We start from the raw sequence: 17,836 nt of genomic DNA, 5'->3' as shown, positions 1-17,836 counted from the left end.
GATTCACCAAACCGTTAATTTGACCTAACTACCATGACTGGGCTTTCTGATGACCTTAATACTTTTTCAGCTACACTGCCAAGAAGGAATTTATCTACACCTTTCTTGCTGGTTGTCCCCATTACGATTAGGTCGATTTTGTTCTTTTTTGCATAATTAAGTATCTCGGTATGTGGTTTACCGCTCAATATCTCTGATTTACATTTAACTCCAACGTCTTCACATTTTCTCTTTACTTCACGGTTTGCAGCTTCACCTTCTTTTTTAATAATTTCTTTTGTCTGGTTCCATACACCTGTTTCAGGTATGTTTTCGAATGTAGTTATGTTAACTACGAATATTGTGTGTAGTTCTGCTCCAGTTAGTTCTGCGAGTTCTATACCTTCTTCGATGGCTTCTTCAGTTTTTTCCGAACCATCGTTGGGTATTAAAATTCTATTATACATTTTCAATCACATCCAGACCGCTGATTACGGTGGCAATTGATGCACATCCTTCAAGCAGGGCCTTTATACCCATATTTACTTCTTCAATCACCATAATATTGGTCCTATTACCCTGAATTATTCTGTTGTCAACTCCAATAATTTTTCCTCCATTTATGGTGGATAGCTTTAAAACCGTTTTTGGATTTAGATCGTGTTTTTGGTATAGGTAACGTGCTTCATCTAGTATTGATGGGCTGCATAACATCGCGTTATCGGTTCCTAACCCAACCAACAACCCTTTTTCTATCATTTTTTTAATTGGTGGTTTTCCCGATTTTGTTATCTCGTTGGAGCGGGGACATACCACTATACCTACCTGGTTGTTGTAGACCGTTTTTATGTCGTCTTGTAGTGGGTTTGTTAGGTGGACCAGGTGGTTGGGTTTGAAATCTAGGGAACGTTGAATTTCTGAACGACCGTATCGTTCGATGGATTTTTTTTGGTTTGTCTTAGATTCACCGGCATGTAAACCGATCGATGTTTTTTTTGGTTCGGTAAGTTCTTTCTTTAAGATCTCTAGTTCTTTTGGTGTGTAATCACATACGCTACTTAAACCAACTCCATCTCCATACTCAACAACCTGCTTGATGTTTTTTTTGGTTATCTCGGTGGGACGTCCATATATCTTTGTCTTGGCTTTTGTTGTTTCACTTGCTTTTTTAAGTGCTTTTATCCCCTCTAAACCGCCTTCCCGATAGTCTAGATAATGTGTGGTGCCCTCACTAATTCCTTTCTTTAGTGATCTTTTCATTCCAGCTATCAATTCTTTTTGGCTCAATCGTTCTAGGCCTTTTTCTTTTATTCCACCTGGCCCAACCAACTCCCTTAATGAATATTTATCTGGATCTACTTTGAGGCTTGAATCTCCTAGATGGCTGTGGGCGTTAATGAATGAGGGTATTATTGTACCGGTTATATCTGGGGGGGTTGGTGGTTTTCCCTCACCCACCTCATCGATATAGCCGTTTTTTGTTATTACGTAGCCATCTATCGGTTCTAGATTGTTTTTGTAGACGGTGCCGTGGTATACACGCATTTAATATCACATTGTTTGTTTAGTTGCAGAACTTCACTATCTTTGGTTCGTGGTTGTTTAGGTCGTACAACACGACTCTTCCGGGATCGGGTTTGATTCCCTTTTTTTTCTGGAACTTTGTTTGTTTTTGCCAGGTACCTGTGTTGAATAAGTTAACTCCTTTATGTTTATCAACTCCGAACTTATGTACGTGGCCGCAGTGTATTATGTCAGGGTGGTCTACGAATAGATAGTCTTGGTTTTCTGGGGCGATCGGTGTTTTTTTCCCATAGATAGGGGATAGATGCCGTCTTCTTACAAACTCTTTCATCGCGTTAGCTGGTTTTTCATAACTACAGTCTGGGAGTTCAGCGATTAAGTCGTCTAGTGACCGACCGTGGTATACAACTATCTCAACACCCTCTATCTCTATCGTTGTTGGATTTCCAATAAAAGTGAGGTTTTCGCGATCGAATTGTTTCTGTATCTCTTCATCTAGAGCTGGCTGTGGCTCAGCCTGCCTAACGGCGTCGTGGTTTCCAGGACTTATTATTATATTTATGTGAGATGGAACTCGATTTAGTTGTCGAGCCGCCTCCCTGTATTGCTCAGTTATACTCTCAGTTGATAGTTCTTTCTTCTGACCCGGATAGACACCGATTCCTTCAACTAAATCCCCTGCTATACATAAGTACTTGATTTTCTGTACAGTTTTTTTATGTTCAGGACCACCAACCTCACCATTCAACCAATCTATAAAACGATTCCAAGCACTATCCATAAATGTAGTGCTACCGAAATGTACATCTGAAATGAAGGCGATGTAGCCATCTCCCTCTGACTTTGGCTTTCCAGTTGTGATCGGGAGGTCTGGCCAAACAATCTCATCTAAAATAAATAGGTCACTGCCGTTATCCGATAAACTTCCCTTAACACCAATAACTTCATCCTGCAAAACCTTCTCAGAGTCATCAAAAACATCACTACGGTGCTTCAAGGCAAGCGCTGGAACCTCTCCAGTTCGATCCTCCAATAAAATAAGTTTATGACCATTAGATGTATCACGAACATCATTAACCATTCCAACCAAAGACACACTATCTCGACTTCCCTCTCTAATTGATTCAATCGGTCTTACGTTCCGCATGCCGTTTCTCTTACCAATCTCCTTCTTAATACGACTATATCGATCATTGAAATAATTAATAAAGTTCTTTAACTCACCCTCACACTCAGACCTACCTGTAATATCACTCTTAACAACAACACCCCCATCTCCCTCTATATCTCTCTCCATATCTACAGCCCTCTCTTTATCGTTTTCATCCACATCAATAGCTTCAGCTTCAGTTTCAGCTTCAACTGGATTGTTTTTTGTGGATTTGTCTATTGATTTGGTTTTTTGGGTGTCTGTGGTTTTTGTGGTTGTTTTGGTTGTTTGGTTTTGTGGTTGTGGTATTTCTTTGACTTCTGGTTTTTGTTTTTTTGTTTTTTGTGGTTGTTTTGGGTTTTGTTTTAGGTATTGTTCGATGTGTTTTGGTAGTAGAACTGGGTTTTCGAAGCTGTATTTTTCGAGTATTTTTTCGATTATTTTGTTGGGGTCTTCCTGTTGTTCTAGTTTTTGTTTTGCGTCTGGGTGTAGGAAGACTCCTTTTGATATGCATTTTTCGAGTATTTCCATTGGTTTTCCAAATATTTTATTTCTGTATAGGTTATAAAGTTCTTTGATTAGATGTCTTCAGGTAGTTCTGGTGAGGGCCGGCCTTGGTATGTGTTGTTTTTGCGGGATCTAGGTATTGCTGTTGCCGGTTTGTTGGTTGTTGTTTCGGTTTTATATCTTTATTCTGGGTTGTGGCCTCCGTTTGTCGCTGTTGAGAGTCCGAGTATGGAGCCTAATATTGATGAGGGGGATCTTGTTTTGTTGAAGTCTACGGATAAGGTTGTTTCGGCTGAGGAGGCTGTTGAGTTGAATGAAACCAGTTTTGGGTTGCCTGGTGATGTTATTGTTTTTTCGGTTCCTGGTGATGATCGGAGTGTGTTGCATCGGGCTATGTATTGGGTTGATGAGGGAGATCCGATGTGGAGTGGGGGTCCTGAGGCTCCGTACTCTGGTTATATAACGATGGGGGATAATAACCGTGAGATTGATCAGAAGTCTTTGTTTGAGAACCAGCCTATTAAGCCTGAGTGGATTGAGGGTAAGGCTGTTTGTAGTGTTCCATATCTGGGTAGGTTGACTTTGGGTATGGATGAGGTTAGAGAAGGAAGTCTTGATGTTCATCCAGGGATTCAATATCGGTGTATTTTGTAGCTGCCTCTGTGAGTTCTTTTGATGTACTTCTTTTAAAGCTTATTACTTCTACGCGAACGCCTTTTGCTTTTAGGGTTTCTACGAGTGCTGTGAAGTCTCCGTCTCCGGTTACAAGTATGATTACGTCTACTTTGTTTGCGAGGGCCATTGCATCTATTGCTATACCCATGTCCCAATCGCCTTTTTTTGTTCCGTCGTAGTATACTTTGAGTTCTTTGATTTTGATTTCGAATCCGATGTCTTTGAGTGCGTCGAAGAAGGTTTCTTCTTCGGATGTGTCTGCTTTTACTACGTAGGCTATTGCTCTTATGAGTTTACGGCCGTCCACTGCGTATTCAAGAATTTTGTTGTAGTTCAGGTTTTTGTTGTATAGGCTTTTGGTTGAGTGGTACATGTTTTGGCTGTCAATAAAGACGGCTATTCTCTGGTCCTTATACATCATAACTTACTTTGTGTTGATGGGCAATAATCTTTGAGATTCTGGAGCCGGTAGTCGTTTAGTAGTACGTTTTGTATTTCGTCTGTTGACATGTTCATTGAGATTTCTTTTGTTCTTCCATAACGGCCTTTGCTGACTACTACTGCGTTTATGATTCCAAGCATGTCTAGTTCTGAGATTAGGTCGGTGATTCTTCTTTGGGTGAGTGTTTCTATATCGATTTTTCGGGCTAGTTTTTTGTACATTTCGTATACTTCGCCTGTTGTGAGGTTTTCGCGGTCGCATTCTTGGTGTTTTACTATTGCTAGTAGAACTGCTTTTGATTGTGTTGGTAATGTCCGGACTACTTCGAGTACGCGGTCTAACTCGATTTTTTCTTGTGCTTTTCTTACGTGTTCTGGTAGTATTGTTTCTCCATTTTTTTCTGCTAGCTCTCCTGATACACGTAGGAGGTCGAGTGCTCTTCTGGCGTCTCCGTGTTCTTGGGCTGCGAAGGCTGCGCATAATGGTATTACTTCACTGTTTATTGCTCCTTCTTTTATTGCTCTCTCTGCTCTTTGTTGTAGTATGTCTCGTAGTTGGTCTGCGTTGTATGGTGGGAAGATTATGTCTTCTTCTCCTAATGAGCTTTTTATTCTGGGGTCAAGTACTTCGGTGAATTTTAGGTCGTTTGATATCCCGATGATGCTTACTTTGGATCTTTCGAGGTCGCTGTTGATTCTGCTGAGGTTGTAGAGTATGTCGTCTCCACTTTTACCTATTATTCTGTCGATTTCGTCAAGCATTATCGTGGCGACTTTTTTACGTTCGTCTAAAGCGTCTTTTAGTTCGTGGTATACTTGGTCTGTAGGCCATCCGGTTAGGGGGACGTCTTTATCGAAATGTCGGGCTATGTGGGCTAATGCTCTGTACTGTGTGTCCACTACCTTACAGTTCAGGTATATGACGCTGCAGTCTACATTCAGTTCTTCGCCCTTCTTTTCAAGTTCACGGCCAACGTGTTTAACGGCAACAGTTTTCCCAGTCCCTGTTTTTCCATAAATAAGGATGTTTGAGGGTGTTTCGCCTTTCAGGGCTGGTACAAGGATCCTCGCAATCTCGTTAACCTGTTTGCTTCTATGAGGAAGTTTATTTGGAGTATAAGAAGGCCTTAAAATCTCTTTGTTTTCAAAAATACCGTCTTCTTCGAGTAATTTATCGAAAATACTAGATGAATCTTCCATAGGAATCGCTCCAACACTCCAATTGAAATACACCCCTAAAAGATTTATGGGAACACCCCTCTATTTCAACTGGAGATTCTGGAGGAAAACCAGAACACAAAAAAACACAACCAAAAAAAAATATAACAAAAAACACTTCCTCCAGACCGAAAAACCAAAAAAACAAAAACCCCGTTTCAACTGGAAACTGAAAAACACAATCAAAAAAATATAATAACCCCTGTTAGGGGGTCAACAACATTCATGAAACTTTCTATTTTTTTAAGCACATTTTGTTTAGAACCGTGTTATGTTCATGAACATAATTCCTCCGCCAACCATGAGTTGTGGAATGTCTTTCAGTCCGACCCACCCGTCTTTTATTACGTTTTTCGTCATTTTTGTATAGCGTGGTATCGATTCAAAAGAGAGATAGCATTCCCTATAGGCCTGACGGTTAAGACTTCTTAATGTATCTAGATCTAGATACTCGGTTTCTATTACTGGGTTAGCAGTGGTATATTTTTCCCAATCCAGTTCTTCTATCATTCCCTGTCTTTTGGCTGTTCTATGAAAATCTGTTCCTGGGTAGGGGGTTGGAAGGAAGAACAGGGGGAATTCAACATTAACTTCTTTAGCAAAATCGATGCTTTGCTGGATATCTTCCCTAGTTTCTCCAGGGAAACCGATCACTATGTTGAGGATACGTATCATACCCAGGTCCCCACTTAATTTAAGTGCTTCTCTTGCTTGATCCAGAGAGACACCTCTATTCAATGTATCTATTGATTTCTGAGAACCTGTCTCTAAGTTATATCCAATGACCCTGCAACCAACCTCACTCATTCTTTTAGTTAACCCAGGCTTACCATCCTGCAGACCACCACTTAGACAACCCCAATCCAGTTCTAGGTTACGTCTATCTATCTCTTCACAGATCTCCCAAACCCGGTCATCCTCTAGATCGAAGTTGTCGTCAAGAAACATCAAGATATCAGGGTCATATTTATTTTGAACATGCTCCATTTCATCTACAACATCCATTGGCGACCTAGCTCGCCATCGATTCCCATACAAAGCCGGTACTGTACAGTAATTACAGCCATAAGTACAACCCCGACTGCTAACAATCGTCGCAATGTTCAGGTGATCCATCAAACGATATCTATCACGATCGAATAGGTTTCGACTGGGCCAAGGTAAACGGTCAAGGTCCTCGATCAATGGACGTGGTTCAGTTGCAACAACACTACCACCCCGTTTAAACACAACTCCCTTAATATTACCTAAATCACTTCCAGAGTTAAATGAATCAACAACCTTCTTTATAGTGATTTCTCCTTCACCACAAACAACTACGTCAACACAACTCTCTTCCACAAGTTCTTCAGCAACCATACTTGAGTGTGGGCCACCACAAACAGTTTTAATTCCAGGAACTGTTTTTTTAGCCATCTCCAATAACTTCAATGCGTTTTCAGACCTATATGTCGCTATATACATCCCAACTACATCGGGTCGGTAATGCTTCAATTCATCTATAAAGTCTTGGCTGTCTTTTTTTTCTGCGGGCATATCCATTATGCGGACTTCATGTCCGTTTTGTTGTAGGGAAGAAGCTATATATCCAAGCCCTATAGGCTGCATCTGTAGCCCAATAACCTTTTTGAAGATAAGTTCCTCCGCAGCGTGAGGATGCACTAACAAAACCTTCACGGTCTACACCTTAAATCGATTTTACCAACTATTTCTTCAGACAATTCATTCAACTCCAAATTATTTTCAATCACAAACTTAAGTAGGTAAGATAGGTCACATGGACTATCTATATCTCTAAAAACATTATTTAAACAAACACTCTTAACCGAAAAACCCTTTTCCAACGCATTCTCAGTATGTTTTCTATAACTCTCCCCGTTGTACTGTAACTTGATTCTCTTCCTCAACAACAAACCATTGGTCCCACCTCTATCACCAGGAGAGATCACAACATCCTCACCACAACCAACCAAACAACCTAAATCACTTTTCTCTATCAAAGGAATGTCACAAGGCAATATCAAAACAGGAAGTCCAACCCTATCAATACCCATCTCCAAATCAGGATTAAGCCCCCTATCACTATATATATGACTGGCTCCATCAACATCAATCCGATTGGGAGAAACAACAAAAACACTACCAAAACTACCTGCAACCTCGACAACACGCCTCAACATCCATCTAGTAAGCTCCCTCCTCTCCTCCAACCCTAAAACAGAACTCAAACCAGTTTTTGGATCATCCAGACATACAGGAATCAACACATTAATAAATAACACACCTCAGAAAAAAACCTGTTAACACAAAGATAGCCCCATATCAATATAGGGGTATCCCAACAACCAAACCAACACCCACTAATCGATAGTGTAGGTGAAGTGTTTGGTATATTATTTTTCAGAGCTAAACAACCCATTCTTTTATTTCGGGGAAGAATGTCACTTTGGCTAGTTTTTGTATTCTTGTATGATTGGTTCTAGATGGCTGAGTGATTGTTTTATTTTGGGGCCGTATGGTGATCCGAAGACGATTGATTGTAATCCTTGGTTTATTAGTTCTTCGATGCGTTGTTTACAGTCGTTCGGTGTTCCTGATATTGAGAATGCATCTATCATGTTGTTTGTAACCAGTTTTTTAGCTTCATCAAACCGGTCTTTTTCGATTTTGTTTTTAAGTTGGTCTCGCTGTTCTTTGGAGATGTTATGTCTTTCTATAACTCTGTCTGGAGCGGTAGCGGCTACGAACGCTACAACTGGTTTAACGGCATTTAAAGCTTTTTCACGGTCTTTATCTATTGAGAAACAGGTGTGAGCAGCTATATCTATCTCTCGGTTTGGTTTGTAGGTTGATTTTTCTTTACCCCTAAAAACCCGTTCTAACCCAACTTTGATGTCTTTTGGATGTGAAGCGTTGATTAAAACACCGTCACCAACCATGCCAGCCATTTCAAGCATTTTAGGGCCCTGACCCCCAACATAAATCGGTATCTCAGTAGGCTGGATATCCAGTTTAGCTGAATCTAGTTTGAAGAACTCACAGTCATGAGAAAGTTTTTCACCACCAACCAACCTCCTTATAACATTGATTGATTCACGTGTACGGCTAACCGGTTTATCCCAATCTAAACCAAGTTTATTCAGCGTTGTCCGATCACCAGCACCCAAACCTAACACCGCTCTACCACCAGATACCTCATCAACTGTAGATATAGCTGAGGCAGTAATGCCTGGATGAACAACATAAGGATTGGTCACACCAGGGCCAAGAGTTACAGAACTGGTTTTAAGAGCAATCCCAGTTAAAACACAATAGATATTCCTGTTGTTAAAGTGATCAGCAACCCACAACTGATCAACACCCATCTCCTCCTGCCTACAACCAAGCTCAACAACCTCTTTAACAGGCCGATTCGGTAATAATTCCACTCCAAAATTCATCTCTTCACCAACCAAAACACAAGAAATACTTAAATTTCCACCGTTAATTATCTTTTCGAAAAACACCCACTATACCCATACCGTATTCCAATGGCCAGTTCTCCAACAATATATGTTGCGGTAAAAGAGTTTATTCCATAGGTATAGGTGTTTAAAATCGATTTTATAGAGAAAGCCGGTCGTTTAAGAGACAGGTATTTTGATACAATTACCTACAGCAGGAATGTATTTGTCCCGCTGACAAATGTATGTAGAAACAACTGCAGTTACTGTGGATTCAGCAAGGGAAAACCATACCTACTGTCACCAAAACAAATAAAAAATATATTAAAGGAAGGAAAGCGTTCAGGAGCGGTTGAAGCGTTATTTACATATGGTGAACAACCAACCAAGGTCGATGGATTTAAGAAACTACTGACCGAAACCGGATATGAATCGTTCGACCAATACCTAAAAGATACCTACCAAACAGCGTTAGATCAAGGGCTTTTACCACACACAAACCCAGGATATATACCATCAGATCAATTCAAATCCATCAGCAAGTATAACGCAAGTATGGGTTTAATGCTTGAAACAACAACCGATATACCAAGCCATAAAGAAAGTCCTGGAAAAAAACCAGAAAAAAGAATCCAACTCATCAAATATGCCGGTAAACAAAAAATACCCTTAACAACAGGTATCCTTATAGGTGTTGGAGAATCATGGGTAGACCGAGTTAAAAGCCTAAAACAAATTAAAAAAATAAACGACAAATACGGCCATATTCAAGAAGTAATAATACAAGGCCACCAAAAACACCCCAAATCAAATACAAAACACCCAACCACGAAACAAAAAACAGTGATTAAAACAATTGCTTTAGCCAGACACATACTAAAAGACATCGAGATACAAGCACCCCCCAACCTACATCCAGACATAAAATCCCTACTGAAAGCAGGAGTATCAGACCTAGGCGGTATATCAACAACAAAAGACCATATAAATCCAACCAAAAAATGGCCATCACCCCAAAAACTAGAAAAAGAAATCAAAAAACATGGATACAAACCAGAAAAAAGACTACCAATCTATCCAAAATACATCGAAAAAGACTGGCTAACCGAACCCATAAGAAAACAAATAACAAAGATAGAGAGATGAAACAAATGCAAACAAACATAGATCCCTATACACTACCCAAAAAAAACAACAAAGAACTATACCGAGAAGCAGATAGGCTAACCAAAAACAAACACGACAAAAAAGTAACCTACATCAAAAACAGAAACATCAACTTCACCAACATATGCAAATTAAACTGCAAATTCTGCGCATACTCAGTAAAACCAAAAACAAACCAAGGACACCAAGACACCAAAAAACAAGTTCTAAAGAAAGTAGAGAAAGCAGCCAACCAAGGTGCAACCGAAGTATGCATCCAAGGCGGAATAAACCCAGAACTCACATACAGTTGGTACCGTGAACTAATCAAAACAATAAACAAAAAACACAACATCCATATACACGCATTCAGTCCCCAAGAAATCCATCACATGACCCAGAAAAACAACCTAACAACCAAAAAAACACTCAAACAACTAAAAAAAGCCGGACTCGACAGCATGCCCGGAACAGCAGCCGAAATACTAAACGACAAAATAAGAAACAAAATCTGTCCAAACAAAATAAACAGCCAGCGATGGCGAGAAATAATCGAAACAGCACACAAACAAGGAATACCAACAACAGCAACAATGATGTACGGCCACACAGAAACCTGGAAAGACAGAATAAACCACATACTAAAAATACGAGAAATCCAAAAAAAACACCAAGGATTCACAGAATTCATACCACTACCATTCATACCCGGAAACAACAAACTATCAAAAACAAAACCAACACCACTACACGAAAACTACAAAGTAATAGCAATCGCAAGAATCCTACTGCACAACCAAATACCAAACATACAAGCCTCTTGGGTAAAACTAGGACCAAAAAACGCAGCAAAAGCACTCAACAAAGGAGCAAACGACCTTGGAGGAACATTAATGGAAGAAAACATATCAAGCAGCACAGGAAAACCAATAAAAACCAAAATAACAACCAAACAACTCAAAAAAACAATAAAAAAAACAGGACACAAACCAATACAAAGAACAACAACATACCAAAAACCACCTAAAAAACCACACAAAATAAAAAAATAAAAGAGAAACATCAGGTATTTACCTTAACTAAAGACTAAAGTATTCCCTTCTCTTTACTTCAGGTCTTGATGTCACCTTAACTCATTTCTCTCTTTCAAAGACATAGAACCGATAATAATAGAGAGCAAACCCAAGTATTGTCCCGAAAATCATGAAGAAAACAGCTAGCCCCAAAACCAACAACAACCAAAACAACCTCCTCCGTGTTTCAACCTCTCTCTCCCGTAAATCCTTACTCATCCAGAATATAACCGCTGCAAACAAAGCAAGATGAACAATCAATATAATAGTTTCCAAAATTACCACAACCAACCTAATTTCATTATCATTTTTACTAAAAACACATTTAGCTCATTACTTAACCGCCTAAAACTATTACTCAAATAAATATAGTTCTATTTGACTAGAAACCCCAACCAACTAAATAAATATTCTACATACCCCGACCTAGGCCCTAACACCCCCTTTTCCTCTTTAAGTCAGGTCTGGATGTCACCCAAAAACCACAACTAACTTGAACACTTATTTCTCATTGGTTTGCATATGGGTTTGTTGGAAACACTTGATTTTGTTGATAGAGATGTTGTCGAGGAACGTGAATACCAAGTTAATATATATAGGGAATGTAAAGACCAAAACTCATTGATTATTTTGCCTACAGGTCTTGGTAAAACCGTTATAGCTGGTTTTTTAGTTGCCGAACGCCTTCAAGAAGGCCCGGTCTTAATGATGTCTCCAACCAAGCCTTTGTGTGAACAACACCAGGGTTTTTTAGAGAAAATGTTGGTCGATACAGATGTCTTTTTGGTTACTGGAGAACTCTATAGCCCTAGGGAGCGGGAAGATGTTTGGAGTGAAAAAGGCGTTTTTATCGCAACCCCTCAAACCGTAGGAAACGACTTAGAAAACAACCGTCTCAACCTAACAGAATATTCATTACTGGTTTTCGATGAAGCCCATCGCGCTGTAGGTGATTATGCCTACCGAACCGTCGCCGATAGGTATTGTAGTCAAGCAACCACACCACAGACATTAGGGCTAACAGCATCCCCCGGAAGCGATATAGATAGGTTAAGAGAGGTAAGCGAGGTATTAAGGATAGAGAATGTCTCGATCAGAGGAGAGTGGAGCGATGACGTCCAGCCATATATAGGTGAGATGGATATCGATTGGATAGAGATAGAGAAACCACTAGAGATGTCTTTGGTTGAACAAGCCCTAACCGACATATTAGGCGACTACCTCGATAGGTTAGGACAGTACACCAAACAGGTCCGGCATATGAAGCCGGATAACGTTAGTAAAAAAGCATTACTAGAGGTCCAAAGCAGGTTTCAAAAACAACTAAGCCAAGGAAGAAGTGGTTATATATACCAAGGCCTTTCATACGTCGCATCATGCATAAAAACAAGCCACATGAAAGACCTGTTAACAAGTCAGGGCCCCCAATCACTACAGAGATACATAAAACAACTTGAAGACGATGACTCAAAAGCCGCTGAAAGAATATGCAGAAGAAAGGAATATCCAAAAATCAAGAAAGCAATAAAAAACATAGAAAACCCAAAACTCGACAAAACAATAGAGACAACAAAAAAAGAAATCAAAAAAGGAAGCAAACGAATAATAATATTCGCAGAATACCGAAACACAGTAGAAACACTAGTAGAAACACTCAACAAAAACCCAGAAATCAAAGCAAGAAAATTCATCGGACAAGCAGAAAGCCACGGAAAAACCGGTATGACACAACAACAACAAAAAAACCGATTAAATAGATTTAGAGAAGGAGAATTCAACGTCCTGGTCTCAACAAGAATAGGAGAAGAAGGAATAGACATCCCCCAAACTTCATTAGTATTGTTCTACGAACCAGTACCATCCGCAGTCAGACTAATACAGAGAAAAGGCCGAACAGCAAGAGACGGCAGCTTCGGCAAAGTAATAATCTTAATAATGAAAGGCTCACAAGACGAAGCATACTACTGGAAAAGCAAAAAAGACCAGAAAAAAATGTACAAAATAGCATACCAACTAAAAAACGAATTAAACAACCACAACCAAACAAAAAAACAACAAACAAAAAAACAATCACAACTCGACAGATACACCTAACCAACACCATAGAACTATGTGAACTTCCTAAAAAATATAGGCCACTATACCTATTTATGTATAAAAGCTATTTGTGATCGATAAATGAATTCAAACCTAAACCACGTTGCAATAATACAAGACGGAAACCGTAGGTATGCATACGAGAGAGGAAATTCAGCCTACAAAGGCCATGAAGAGGGAGTGGCAACAACCAAAAAAATACTTGAACTAGCCGGTGAGATGGGGATAACACACCTAACCGTCTACGCCCTATCAACCGAGAACTTCAATCGCGACCAAGAAGAACTGCAAGACCTATTCAGTCTATTCGAACAAGAATTCAAACAGATCAAAGACAACGAAAAAATCCATAAAAACCAGATCAGGGTTCGAGTAATCGGTAAAACAGAACTATTACCCAACAGAGTTCAAAAAGCAATTGAGATAGCTGAAAAATCTACAGAAGACTACGACAACCACTACCTAAATATAGCGCTAGCATATGGATCCAAAACCGAGATAGCAGATGCAGCCAAAAACATAATCAAAGACACCCAGAAAGGAAAAATCACAAAAGACGAAATAGACGAAGAACTCGTCTCACAATACATGTATCCAGACAAACCAAACGAACCACCACTACCAGATGTCGAACTAATGATAAGAACAGGAGGAGACAAACGAATATCAAACTTCCTGATGTGGCAATCATGCGGAAACAACAGCGTAATCTACTTCTCAAACCACCTATGGCCCGAATTCGATGAAAAAGAATTCAAAAAAGCAATAAAACAATACCAAAAAACCAAAAACAGACCTCAAAACCAAAAATAGGTTTAAACCAACCAATACAAAATATACCAAAAAACCAAGACTTATGTTTTTGTTTTTAATTATTCAAAAATTCTCTCTAGTTCTTTTTTCTCTAATATCCCGCTTAAATAACTTATAACTTCATATCGTTCTTTTATTTCATCACCTTTCTCGATTAAGACTGTAGGTGTGGATTTAACTTTATATTCTTGTGCTTTATCCATGTTTTCTGAAACATCTATTACTTCTAGACCTATCTCTTGATCTCTTAGATAAGCCAAACCATCTGCATAAAATGTCAGTAGTTCAGGCTCCGTCTTAGATGAATAAAAAATCCAAACAATATTTCCCTCAGACATTTCTTATACCACTCCCTCTAAAATCTCGCCGATCTCTATTCCTTCATCGGTAACCATAATTCTGTATATCCCTTTATCATGATCGGATCCCCGCATTTTCAGGACGTTGATTGCTTTTGCCACCTTGCTTTCTCTCTCAAAATATCTCAGCACAATTATTCCATCGCTTAATGAACTTAATCTAAGGTCACTCGCTCTTGTCGAGCCAAATATTTTTTCACTATCTGATGAGAACATACCGCTAGATAGGTGTGTGAGAATGGCTGTTACACCTCTTTCCTTAAACCCGGAGTTTAGTTGGAGCAATAACTGCCTTAATTCATCTTCAGAGAGTCCTGATGAAGGTAAAGCAGATACTGAATCGAAGAACACTCTATTTATGTTGTTTTGATCTATTTTACTTAGTACTTGATTTATGAATTTATCAGGATAGGTATCTATTAATTCAGGGGAGATGTAAATTAGTTTACCTTCTTCTGCATGTTTATTAAATTTCCAGCCATGTGATTCAGCTGTTTTATTTACCTGTTCTAATGGTTCTTCAAGATTGATAAAGAGACAGTTTTCGTTTTCTTTTATTCCCTGCTGAATGAACTGCATCCCAATGGTTGTTTTACCTGTTCCGGTATTACCGGTTAAAAGAATTATGTGGCCTTCAGGATAGCCCCCGCCAACCATTTCATCTAGTTTGGGCACTCCAGTTTTAACTCGGTTTTCATAGCTGGTTTCACTGAATATCCGGTTTAGAGGGGTTTTAGGATATACGGTCAGCCCTTTGGATGATATGTCGAAGTATGCTGAATTGCTTTGGAAATCCACTCCACGCATTTTAGCCACTCTTAATTTTCTTATTACTGATTGCTCTCCATATTCATAATCGAGTTCCAGTATTCCATCTGAAATGAAGTCCTCTGTTCCAAATGGAGTGGATCCATCTTTTGATTCTGAGGTTAGAAAAACTGTTACGTTCTCCTGACCCATTATTACTCCAAGACGAAAGATAAAGTACCTTAATAATTCAACATCGTCTATTAAATAGCCTATTGCAGTTATCGAATCTATAACTATGTTTTTAGATTTTGTATCACTCACCACAGTTTTAATACTATCTAAAAACTCTTCAATATCGTTTTTATCTATCTCCTTTTCTTTATCAAGCCCTATCAACTCTATCATGCTTCTAATATCGGTGAAATTAACCCCTTGTTTGAGTGTTTCTTTATCGAAGAAATCCATTGACTCTATATTTTGAATCGCTTTAGTAAATGGCTCTGTAACCGCCATATAAAGCCCTGGATCCCCATATTCCCTCCATCGCTCGAACAATAACTGCATTGCTAAAACTGTTTTCCCTGTACCCGACTTACCGGTTAAAAGTACTATATGGCCTTCAGGAATCCCCATCGTTAAGGTTTTATCAAGTCCTTCAATACCGGTTTTCTTCCTTCTTTTTTCACCTGGTTTCTTCATCATTTTCTCCATTACTTTATTTAGGTTTAATTACTCAGGTTTTTTTAAGTTTATTTTAAATGTGGTTCCACCAGTTGAACTGTCTTTTATCTCGGCATTTCCACCGTATATATCTATTATTGTTTTAACTAAAAATAAACCTAAACCTGTACCTCTGTCTCTATCGGTTGTAAACCCTCTTCTCCATACTTTCTGTTTATCTTTGTCAGGAATTCCTTTTCCGTCATCAGATATAGCGCAGACAACCTTTTCTCCACTTTCTGATATCTCTATTTTTATGGATTTTGGGTCGGCATGTTGTAATGCATTGCCTATTATGTTTCCAAAAACTCTATCCAGGAGGTCTCCTGCCTCAACAATGCATTTTTGGTCGGGTATATCTAGGTGTAGTTCAATGTTTTTTTCTCTGAATTCATCTTTATATTCATTAATAACGTCTTTTATAATGTTTGTTAGGTTTTTTTCGGTTTTTTCGGTTTTTTCTGCTTTATGTAGAGTTTTTACTTTTTCTATTATCTCTATTTCTTCTTTAACGCTTTTAATCGATTTTTGGATGTAATTTATTTCTTGGTTTGTTATTTTGGAGCCAACCTCTATGTTTTCACATAACAGTTCGAGGTATCCATAACCCACTTCTGTCTTGTTCCTAACGTCATGTCTTAACAAGGTGTGTAGGAATTTTTCTCGCTCCTTAGTTTTAACCCGTTCTGTAATATCTCTTAAAACCATGTAGGCTGCTTCAATACCGTCATAATTTATCCCGACTCAGGGCTAGGACTCTCTTCGTTCACGGAGGGGACTGCAGCCCGATAGTAGAAAGTTAAGTGGTCTGAAATTAAATGTTTGTTTGGCAGTTGGTTGGGAGTCTGCCTTTTAAACAAAAAGCAATCCCATAGTGTTTCAAGGGATACATACCTTGAGACCGATATCGAAAAGATGTTAGGTAAGCCCAATCCAGAACATTTGTGTTCTGTAGAGGGTCTAGTGGTAGTGTGGAGCTACCAGAGATGAATAAGGGAACCACAATGAGTTAATATATAGGAGTTTGCCTTAATCCAAACTTCTCTCAGAGTTAAGTTTCCATGTTGATTAGGTGTATGAGACAAGCCTGATGTTATAGCAAACTCCCTGCTGGGATAAGGTCGCATGGAAGCCTCTCCTCTTTAGGGGGAGGTCACTCACATCGGTTAAGATACAGTCTACAGAGATAGCAGGCAGAGTGCCACGGGGCTTGATCCCGTGGGTGAATGCCGTCACGATATGACAAAAGTTTAAGTTTCTGGAGACATAACAGGCAGATAACAACTAGAAATCATCTCTCAAAGTATGGAATTGAAGACCTCAATTCCTTCGCTGGTCGTTCGACAGTTTGGAAATGCGACTCCTCTCAAAACCGTCCATTGGGCGTGAGACGGGTGTTGTCGTGTCGTGGTGGAGCGACAGACCCTCACGGACGCTGTGGTGCGTTCGGGTGTTAATTCCAGCCGACCCATCTGGGGAGGTCGAGGGGAATTAAATTCGCCTGCGATGGCTGTGCAAGCCTAGACGGCGAAGCCTCGGGGCTTGACCCCGAGGTACTTCACAATGACATCTTCTTGACCGTGGTTGTTGAGCTCTATTTCATCAAAAACTACATACTCATTATTTTCAAGCGATAATTTCTCCAGTTTTTCAGTAAATACTGGTTTTTCCATCTGGATGTAATCAAATAGTTTTGAACCTATTATTTCTCTTCTAGGTTTTTTTAAGAGATCTTCAGACCTCATGTTCCCGTCAATTATTTCCTTTGTTTTTTTGTTTATGATTAAGATGGTGTTTGGGGAAGCCTCAATAAGTTGTCTATACCTCTTTATGCTTTTTTCCAGATCATCCTGCTGTCGCTTTAATTCTTTATCCCATTTTAGTTTCTTTATCTCAGAATTAACTCTAGAAGCCAATAGCTCTAAAATCTCCCTCCAGTTT

General features: G+C 39.3%; 18 protein-coding genes (1 of these 18 running past the window's edge). 5 read left to right on the top strand and 13 right to left on the bottom strand.

Annotated features, from left to right (window positions below; genetic code table 11):
- Nucleotides 1–14 precede the first annotated feature (14 nt).
- Genes QEN48_RS01665 through QEN48_RS01655 form a run of 3 tightly spaced genes read right to left on the bottom strand, consistent with a single transcriptional unit; the run spans nt 15 to nt 3,184 of the window.
- Nucleotides 15–446 (bottom strand): universal stress protein, encoded by a 432-nt coding sequence (locus tag QEN48_RS01665; protein WP_280108680.1) that lies wholly within the window; start codon nt 444–446, stop codon nt 15–17.
- Nucleotides 439–1,524 (bottom strand): amidohydrolase family protein, encoded by a 1,086-nt coding sequence (locus tag QEN48_RS01660; protein WP_280108679.1) that lies wholly within the window; start codon nt 1,522–1,524, stop codon nt 439–441. The genes QEN48_RS01665 and QEN48_RS01660 overlap by 8 nt, the downstream gene beginning before the upstream one ends.
- 19 nt (nt 1,525–1,543) lie before the next feature.
- The gene (locus QEN48_RS01655; RefSeq protein WP_280108678.1) at nt 1,544–3,184 is read right to left on the bottom strand and encodes a DNA-directed DNA polymerase II small subunit; all 1,641 of its coding nucleotides are present in this window, start codon (nt 3,182–3,184) and stop codon (nt 1,544–1,546) included.
- A gap of 51 nt (nt 3,185–3,235) precedes the next feature.
- Here QEN48_RS01655 and QEN48_RS01650 point away from each other — a divergent pair, with 51 nt between their 5' ends.
- Complete coding sequence (locus tag QEN48_RS01650; protein ID WP_280108677.1) at nt 3,236–3,814, top strand: S26 family signal peptidase; 579 nt, start codon at nt 3,236–3,238, stop codon at nt 3,812–3,814.
- On the opposite strand, the gene QEN48_RS01645 is transcribed toward QEN48_RS01650, so the two are convergent.
- The 5 genes from QEN48_RS01645 to QEN48_RS01625 form a co-directional block, all read right to left on the bottom strand.
- Entirely contained in the window at nt 3,759–4,256 is a 498-nt protein-coding gene (locus QEN48_RS01645) for an NYN domain-containing protein (protein WP_280108676.1), read from the bottom strand. The genes QEN48_RS01650 and QEN48_RS01645 overlap by 56 nt on opposite strands.
- Nucleotides 4,253–5,476: an ORC1-type DNA replication protein gene (locus QEN48_RS01640; protein ID WP_280108675.1), complete on the bottom strand. Its 1,224-nt coding sequence runs from the start codon at nt 5,474–5,476 to the stop codon at nt 4,253–4,255. Before QEN48_RS01640 ends, QEN48_RS01645 begins: the two co-directional genes overlap by 4 nt.
- Before the next feature lie 276 nt (nt 5,477–5,752).
- Nucleotides 5,753–7,171, bottom strand: coding sequence for a radical SAM protein (locus QEN48_RS01635; RefSeq protein WP_280108674.1), 1,419 nt, complete (start codon nt 7,169–7,171; stop codon nt 5,753–5,755).
- A complete protein-coding gene (locus QEN48_RS01630; RefSeq protein ID WP_280108673.1) occupies nt 7,168–7,761 on the bottom strand; it encodes a hypothetical protein in 594 nt (197 codons plus the stop codon). Before QEN48_RS01630 ends, QEN48_RS01635 begins: the two co-directional genes overlap by 4 nt.
- Nucleotides 7,762–7,944: 183 nt before the next feature.
- Nucleotides 7,945–8,934, bottom strand: coding sequence for a 5,10-methylenetetrahydromethanopterin reductase (locus tag QEN48_RS01625; RefSeq protein ID WP_280108672.1), 990 nt, complete (start codon nt 8,932–8,934; stop codon nt 7,945–7,947).
- Between the two features lie 147 nt (nt 8,935–9,081).
- Between QEN48_RS01625 and cofG the strand changes: the two genes are divergently transcribed.
- Nucleotides 9,082–10,083, top strand: a complete 1,002-nt coding sequence (cofG, locus tag QEN48_RS01620; protein ID WP_280108671.1) for a 7,8-didemethyl-8-hydroxy-5-deazariboflavin synthase subunit CofG — start codon at nt 9,082–9,084, stop codon at nt 10,081–10,083.
- A gap of 5 nt (nt 10,084–10,088) precedes the next feature.
- A complete protein-coding gene (cofH, locus tag QEN48_RS01615; RefSeq protein WP_280108670.1) occupies nt 10,089–11,135 on the top strand; it encodes a 5-amino-6-(D-ribitylamino)uracil--L-tyrosine 4-hydroxyphenyl transferase CofH in 1,047 nt (348 codons plus the stop codon).
- An 81-nt stretch (nt 11,136–11,216) separates the two neighbouring features.
- Here cofH and QEN48_RS01610 read toward each other — a convergent pair whose 3' ends face one another.
- Nucleotides 11,217–11,432 carry a hypothetical protein gene (locus QEN48_RS01610; RefSeq protein WP_280108669.1) on the bottom strand — a complete coding sequence of 72 codons (216 nt, stop codon included), beginning with the start codon at nt 11,430–11,432 and terminating at the stop codon, nt 11,217–11,219.
- Between the two features lie 246 nt (nt 11,433–11,678).
- On the opposite strand from QEN48_RS01610, the gene QEN48_RS01605 reads away from it, so the two are divergent.
- Nucleotides 11,679–13,250, top strand: a complete 1,572-nt coding sequence (locus QEN48_RS01605; protein ID WP_280108668.1) for a helicase-related protein — start codon at nt 11,679–11,681, stop codon at nt 13,248–13,250.
- Between the two features lie 84 nt (nt 13,251–13,334).
- Entirely contained in the window at nt 13,335–14,066 is a 732-nt protein-coding gene (gene uppS / locus QEN48_RS01600) for a polyprenyl diphosphate synthase (protein WP_280108667.1), read from the top strand.
- Between the two features lie 59 nt (nt 14,067–14,125).
- On the opposite strand, the gene QEN48_RS01595 is transcribed toward uppS, so the two are convergent.
- The 4 genes from QEN48_RS01595 to QEN48_RS01580 form a co-directional block, all read right to left on the bottom strand.
- Complete coding sequence (locus QEN48_RS01595; RefSeq protein ID WP_280108666.1) at nt 14,126–14,404, bottom strand: thioredoxin family protein; 279 nt, start codon at nt 14,402–14,404, stop codon at nt 14,126–14,128.
- A 3-nt stretch (nt 14,405–14,407) separates the two neighbouring features.
- The gene (locus QEN48_RS01590) at nt 14,408–15,874 is read right to left on the bottom strand and encodes an ATPase domain-containing protein (protein ID WP_280108665.1); all 1,467 of its coding nucleotides are present in this window, start codon (nt 15,872–15,874) and stop codon (nt 14,408–14,410) included.
- Nucleotides 15,875–15,904: 30 nt separating this feature from the next.
- Nucleotides 15,905–16,603: a HAMP domain-containing sensor histidine kinase gene (locus QEN48_RS01585; protein WP_280108664.1), complete on the bottom strand. Its 699-nt coding sequence runs from the start codon at nt 16,601–16,603 to the stop codon at nt 15,905–15,907.
- Nucleotides 16,604–17,415: 812 nt separating this feature from the next.
- Nucleotides 17,416–17,836: the 3' portion of a response regulator gene (locus QEN48_RS01580; RefSeq protein WP_280108663.1), read on the bottom strand. The gene runs 776 nt beyond the window's last position; only the last 421 of its 1,197 coding nucleotides appear in the window; the start codon falls outside the window, past its right edge — the gene reads right to left on this strand; its stop codon occupies nt 17,416–17,418.

This window comes from Methanonatronarchaeum sp. AMET-Sl (genome assembly GCF_029854155.1).
Taxonomy (GTDB): domain Archaea; phylum Halobacteriota; class Methanonatronarchaeia; order Methanonatronarchaeales; family Methanonatronarchaeaceae; genus Methanonatronarchaeum.
The sequence above is the reverse complement of the archived record's forward strand: the minus strand, read 5'-3'. Positions and strand labels throughout refer to the sequence as shown.

Excerpts from the sequence above, each read along its gene's own strand:
- QEN48_RS01585 (WP_280108664.1), bottom strand. The coding sequence starts at position 16,603 with ATGGTTTTAAGAGATATTACAGAACGGGTTAAAACTAAGGAGCGAGAA.
- QEN48_RS01655 (WP_280108678.1), bottom strand. The coding sequence starts at position 3,184 with ATGGAAATACTCGAAAAATGCATATCAAAAGGAGTCTTCCTACACCCA.
- QEN48_RS01625 (WP_280108672.1), bottom strand. The coding sequence starts at position 8,934 with ATGAATTTTGGAGTGGAATTATTACCGAATCGGCCTGTTAAAGAGGTT.
- QEN48_RS01665 (WP_280108680.1), bottom strand. The coding sequence starts at position 446 with ATGTATAATAGAATTTTAATACCCAACGATGGTTCGGAAAAAACTGAA.
- QEN48_RS01605 (WP_280108668.1), top strand. The coding sequence starts at position 11,679 with ATGGGTTTGTTGGAAACACTTGATTTTGTTGATAGAGATGTTGTCGAG.
- cofH (WP_280108670.1), top strand. The coding sequence starts at position 10,089 with ATGCAAACAAACATAGATCCCTATACACTACCCAAAAAAAACAACAAA.
- QEN48_RS01650 (WP_280108677.1), top strand. The coding sequence starts at position 3,236 with ATGTCTTCAGGTAGTTCTGGTGAGGGCCGGCCTTGGTATGTGTTGTTT.
- QEN48_RS01640 (WP_280108675.1), bottom strand. The coding sequence starts at position 5,476 with ATGGAAGATTCATCTAGTATTTTCGATAAATTACTCGAAGAAGACGGT.
- QEN48_RS01595 (WP_280108666.1), bottom strand. The coding sequence starts at position 14,404 with ATGTCTGAGGGAAATATTGTTTGGATTTTTTATTCATCTAAGACGGAG.
- QEN48_RS01590 (WP_280108665.1), bottom strand. The coding sequence starts at position 15,874 with ATGAAGAAACCAGGTGAAAAAAGAAGGAAGAAAACCGGTATTGAAGGA.
- QEN48_RS01660 (WP_280108679.1), bottom strand. The coding sequence starts at position 1,524 with ATGCGTGTATACCACGGCACCGTCTACAAAAACAATCTAGAACCGATA.
- QEN48_RS01645 (WP_280108676.1), bottom strand. The coding sequence starts at position 4,256 with ATGATGTATAAGGACCAGAGAATAGCCGTCTTTATTGACAGCCAAAAC.
- uppS (WP_280108667.1), top strand. The coding sequence starts at position 13,335 with ATGAATTCAAACCTAAACCACGTTGCAATAATACAAGACGGAAACCGT.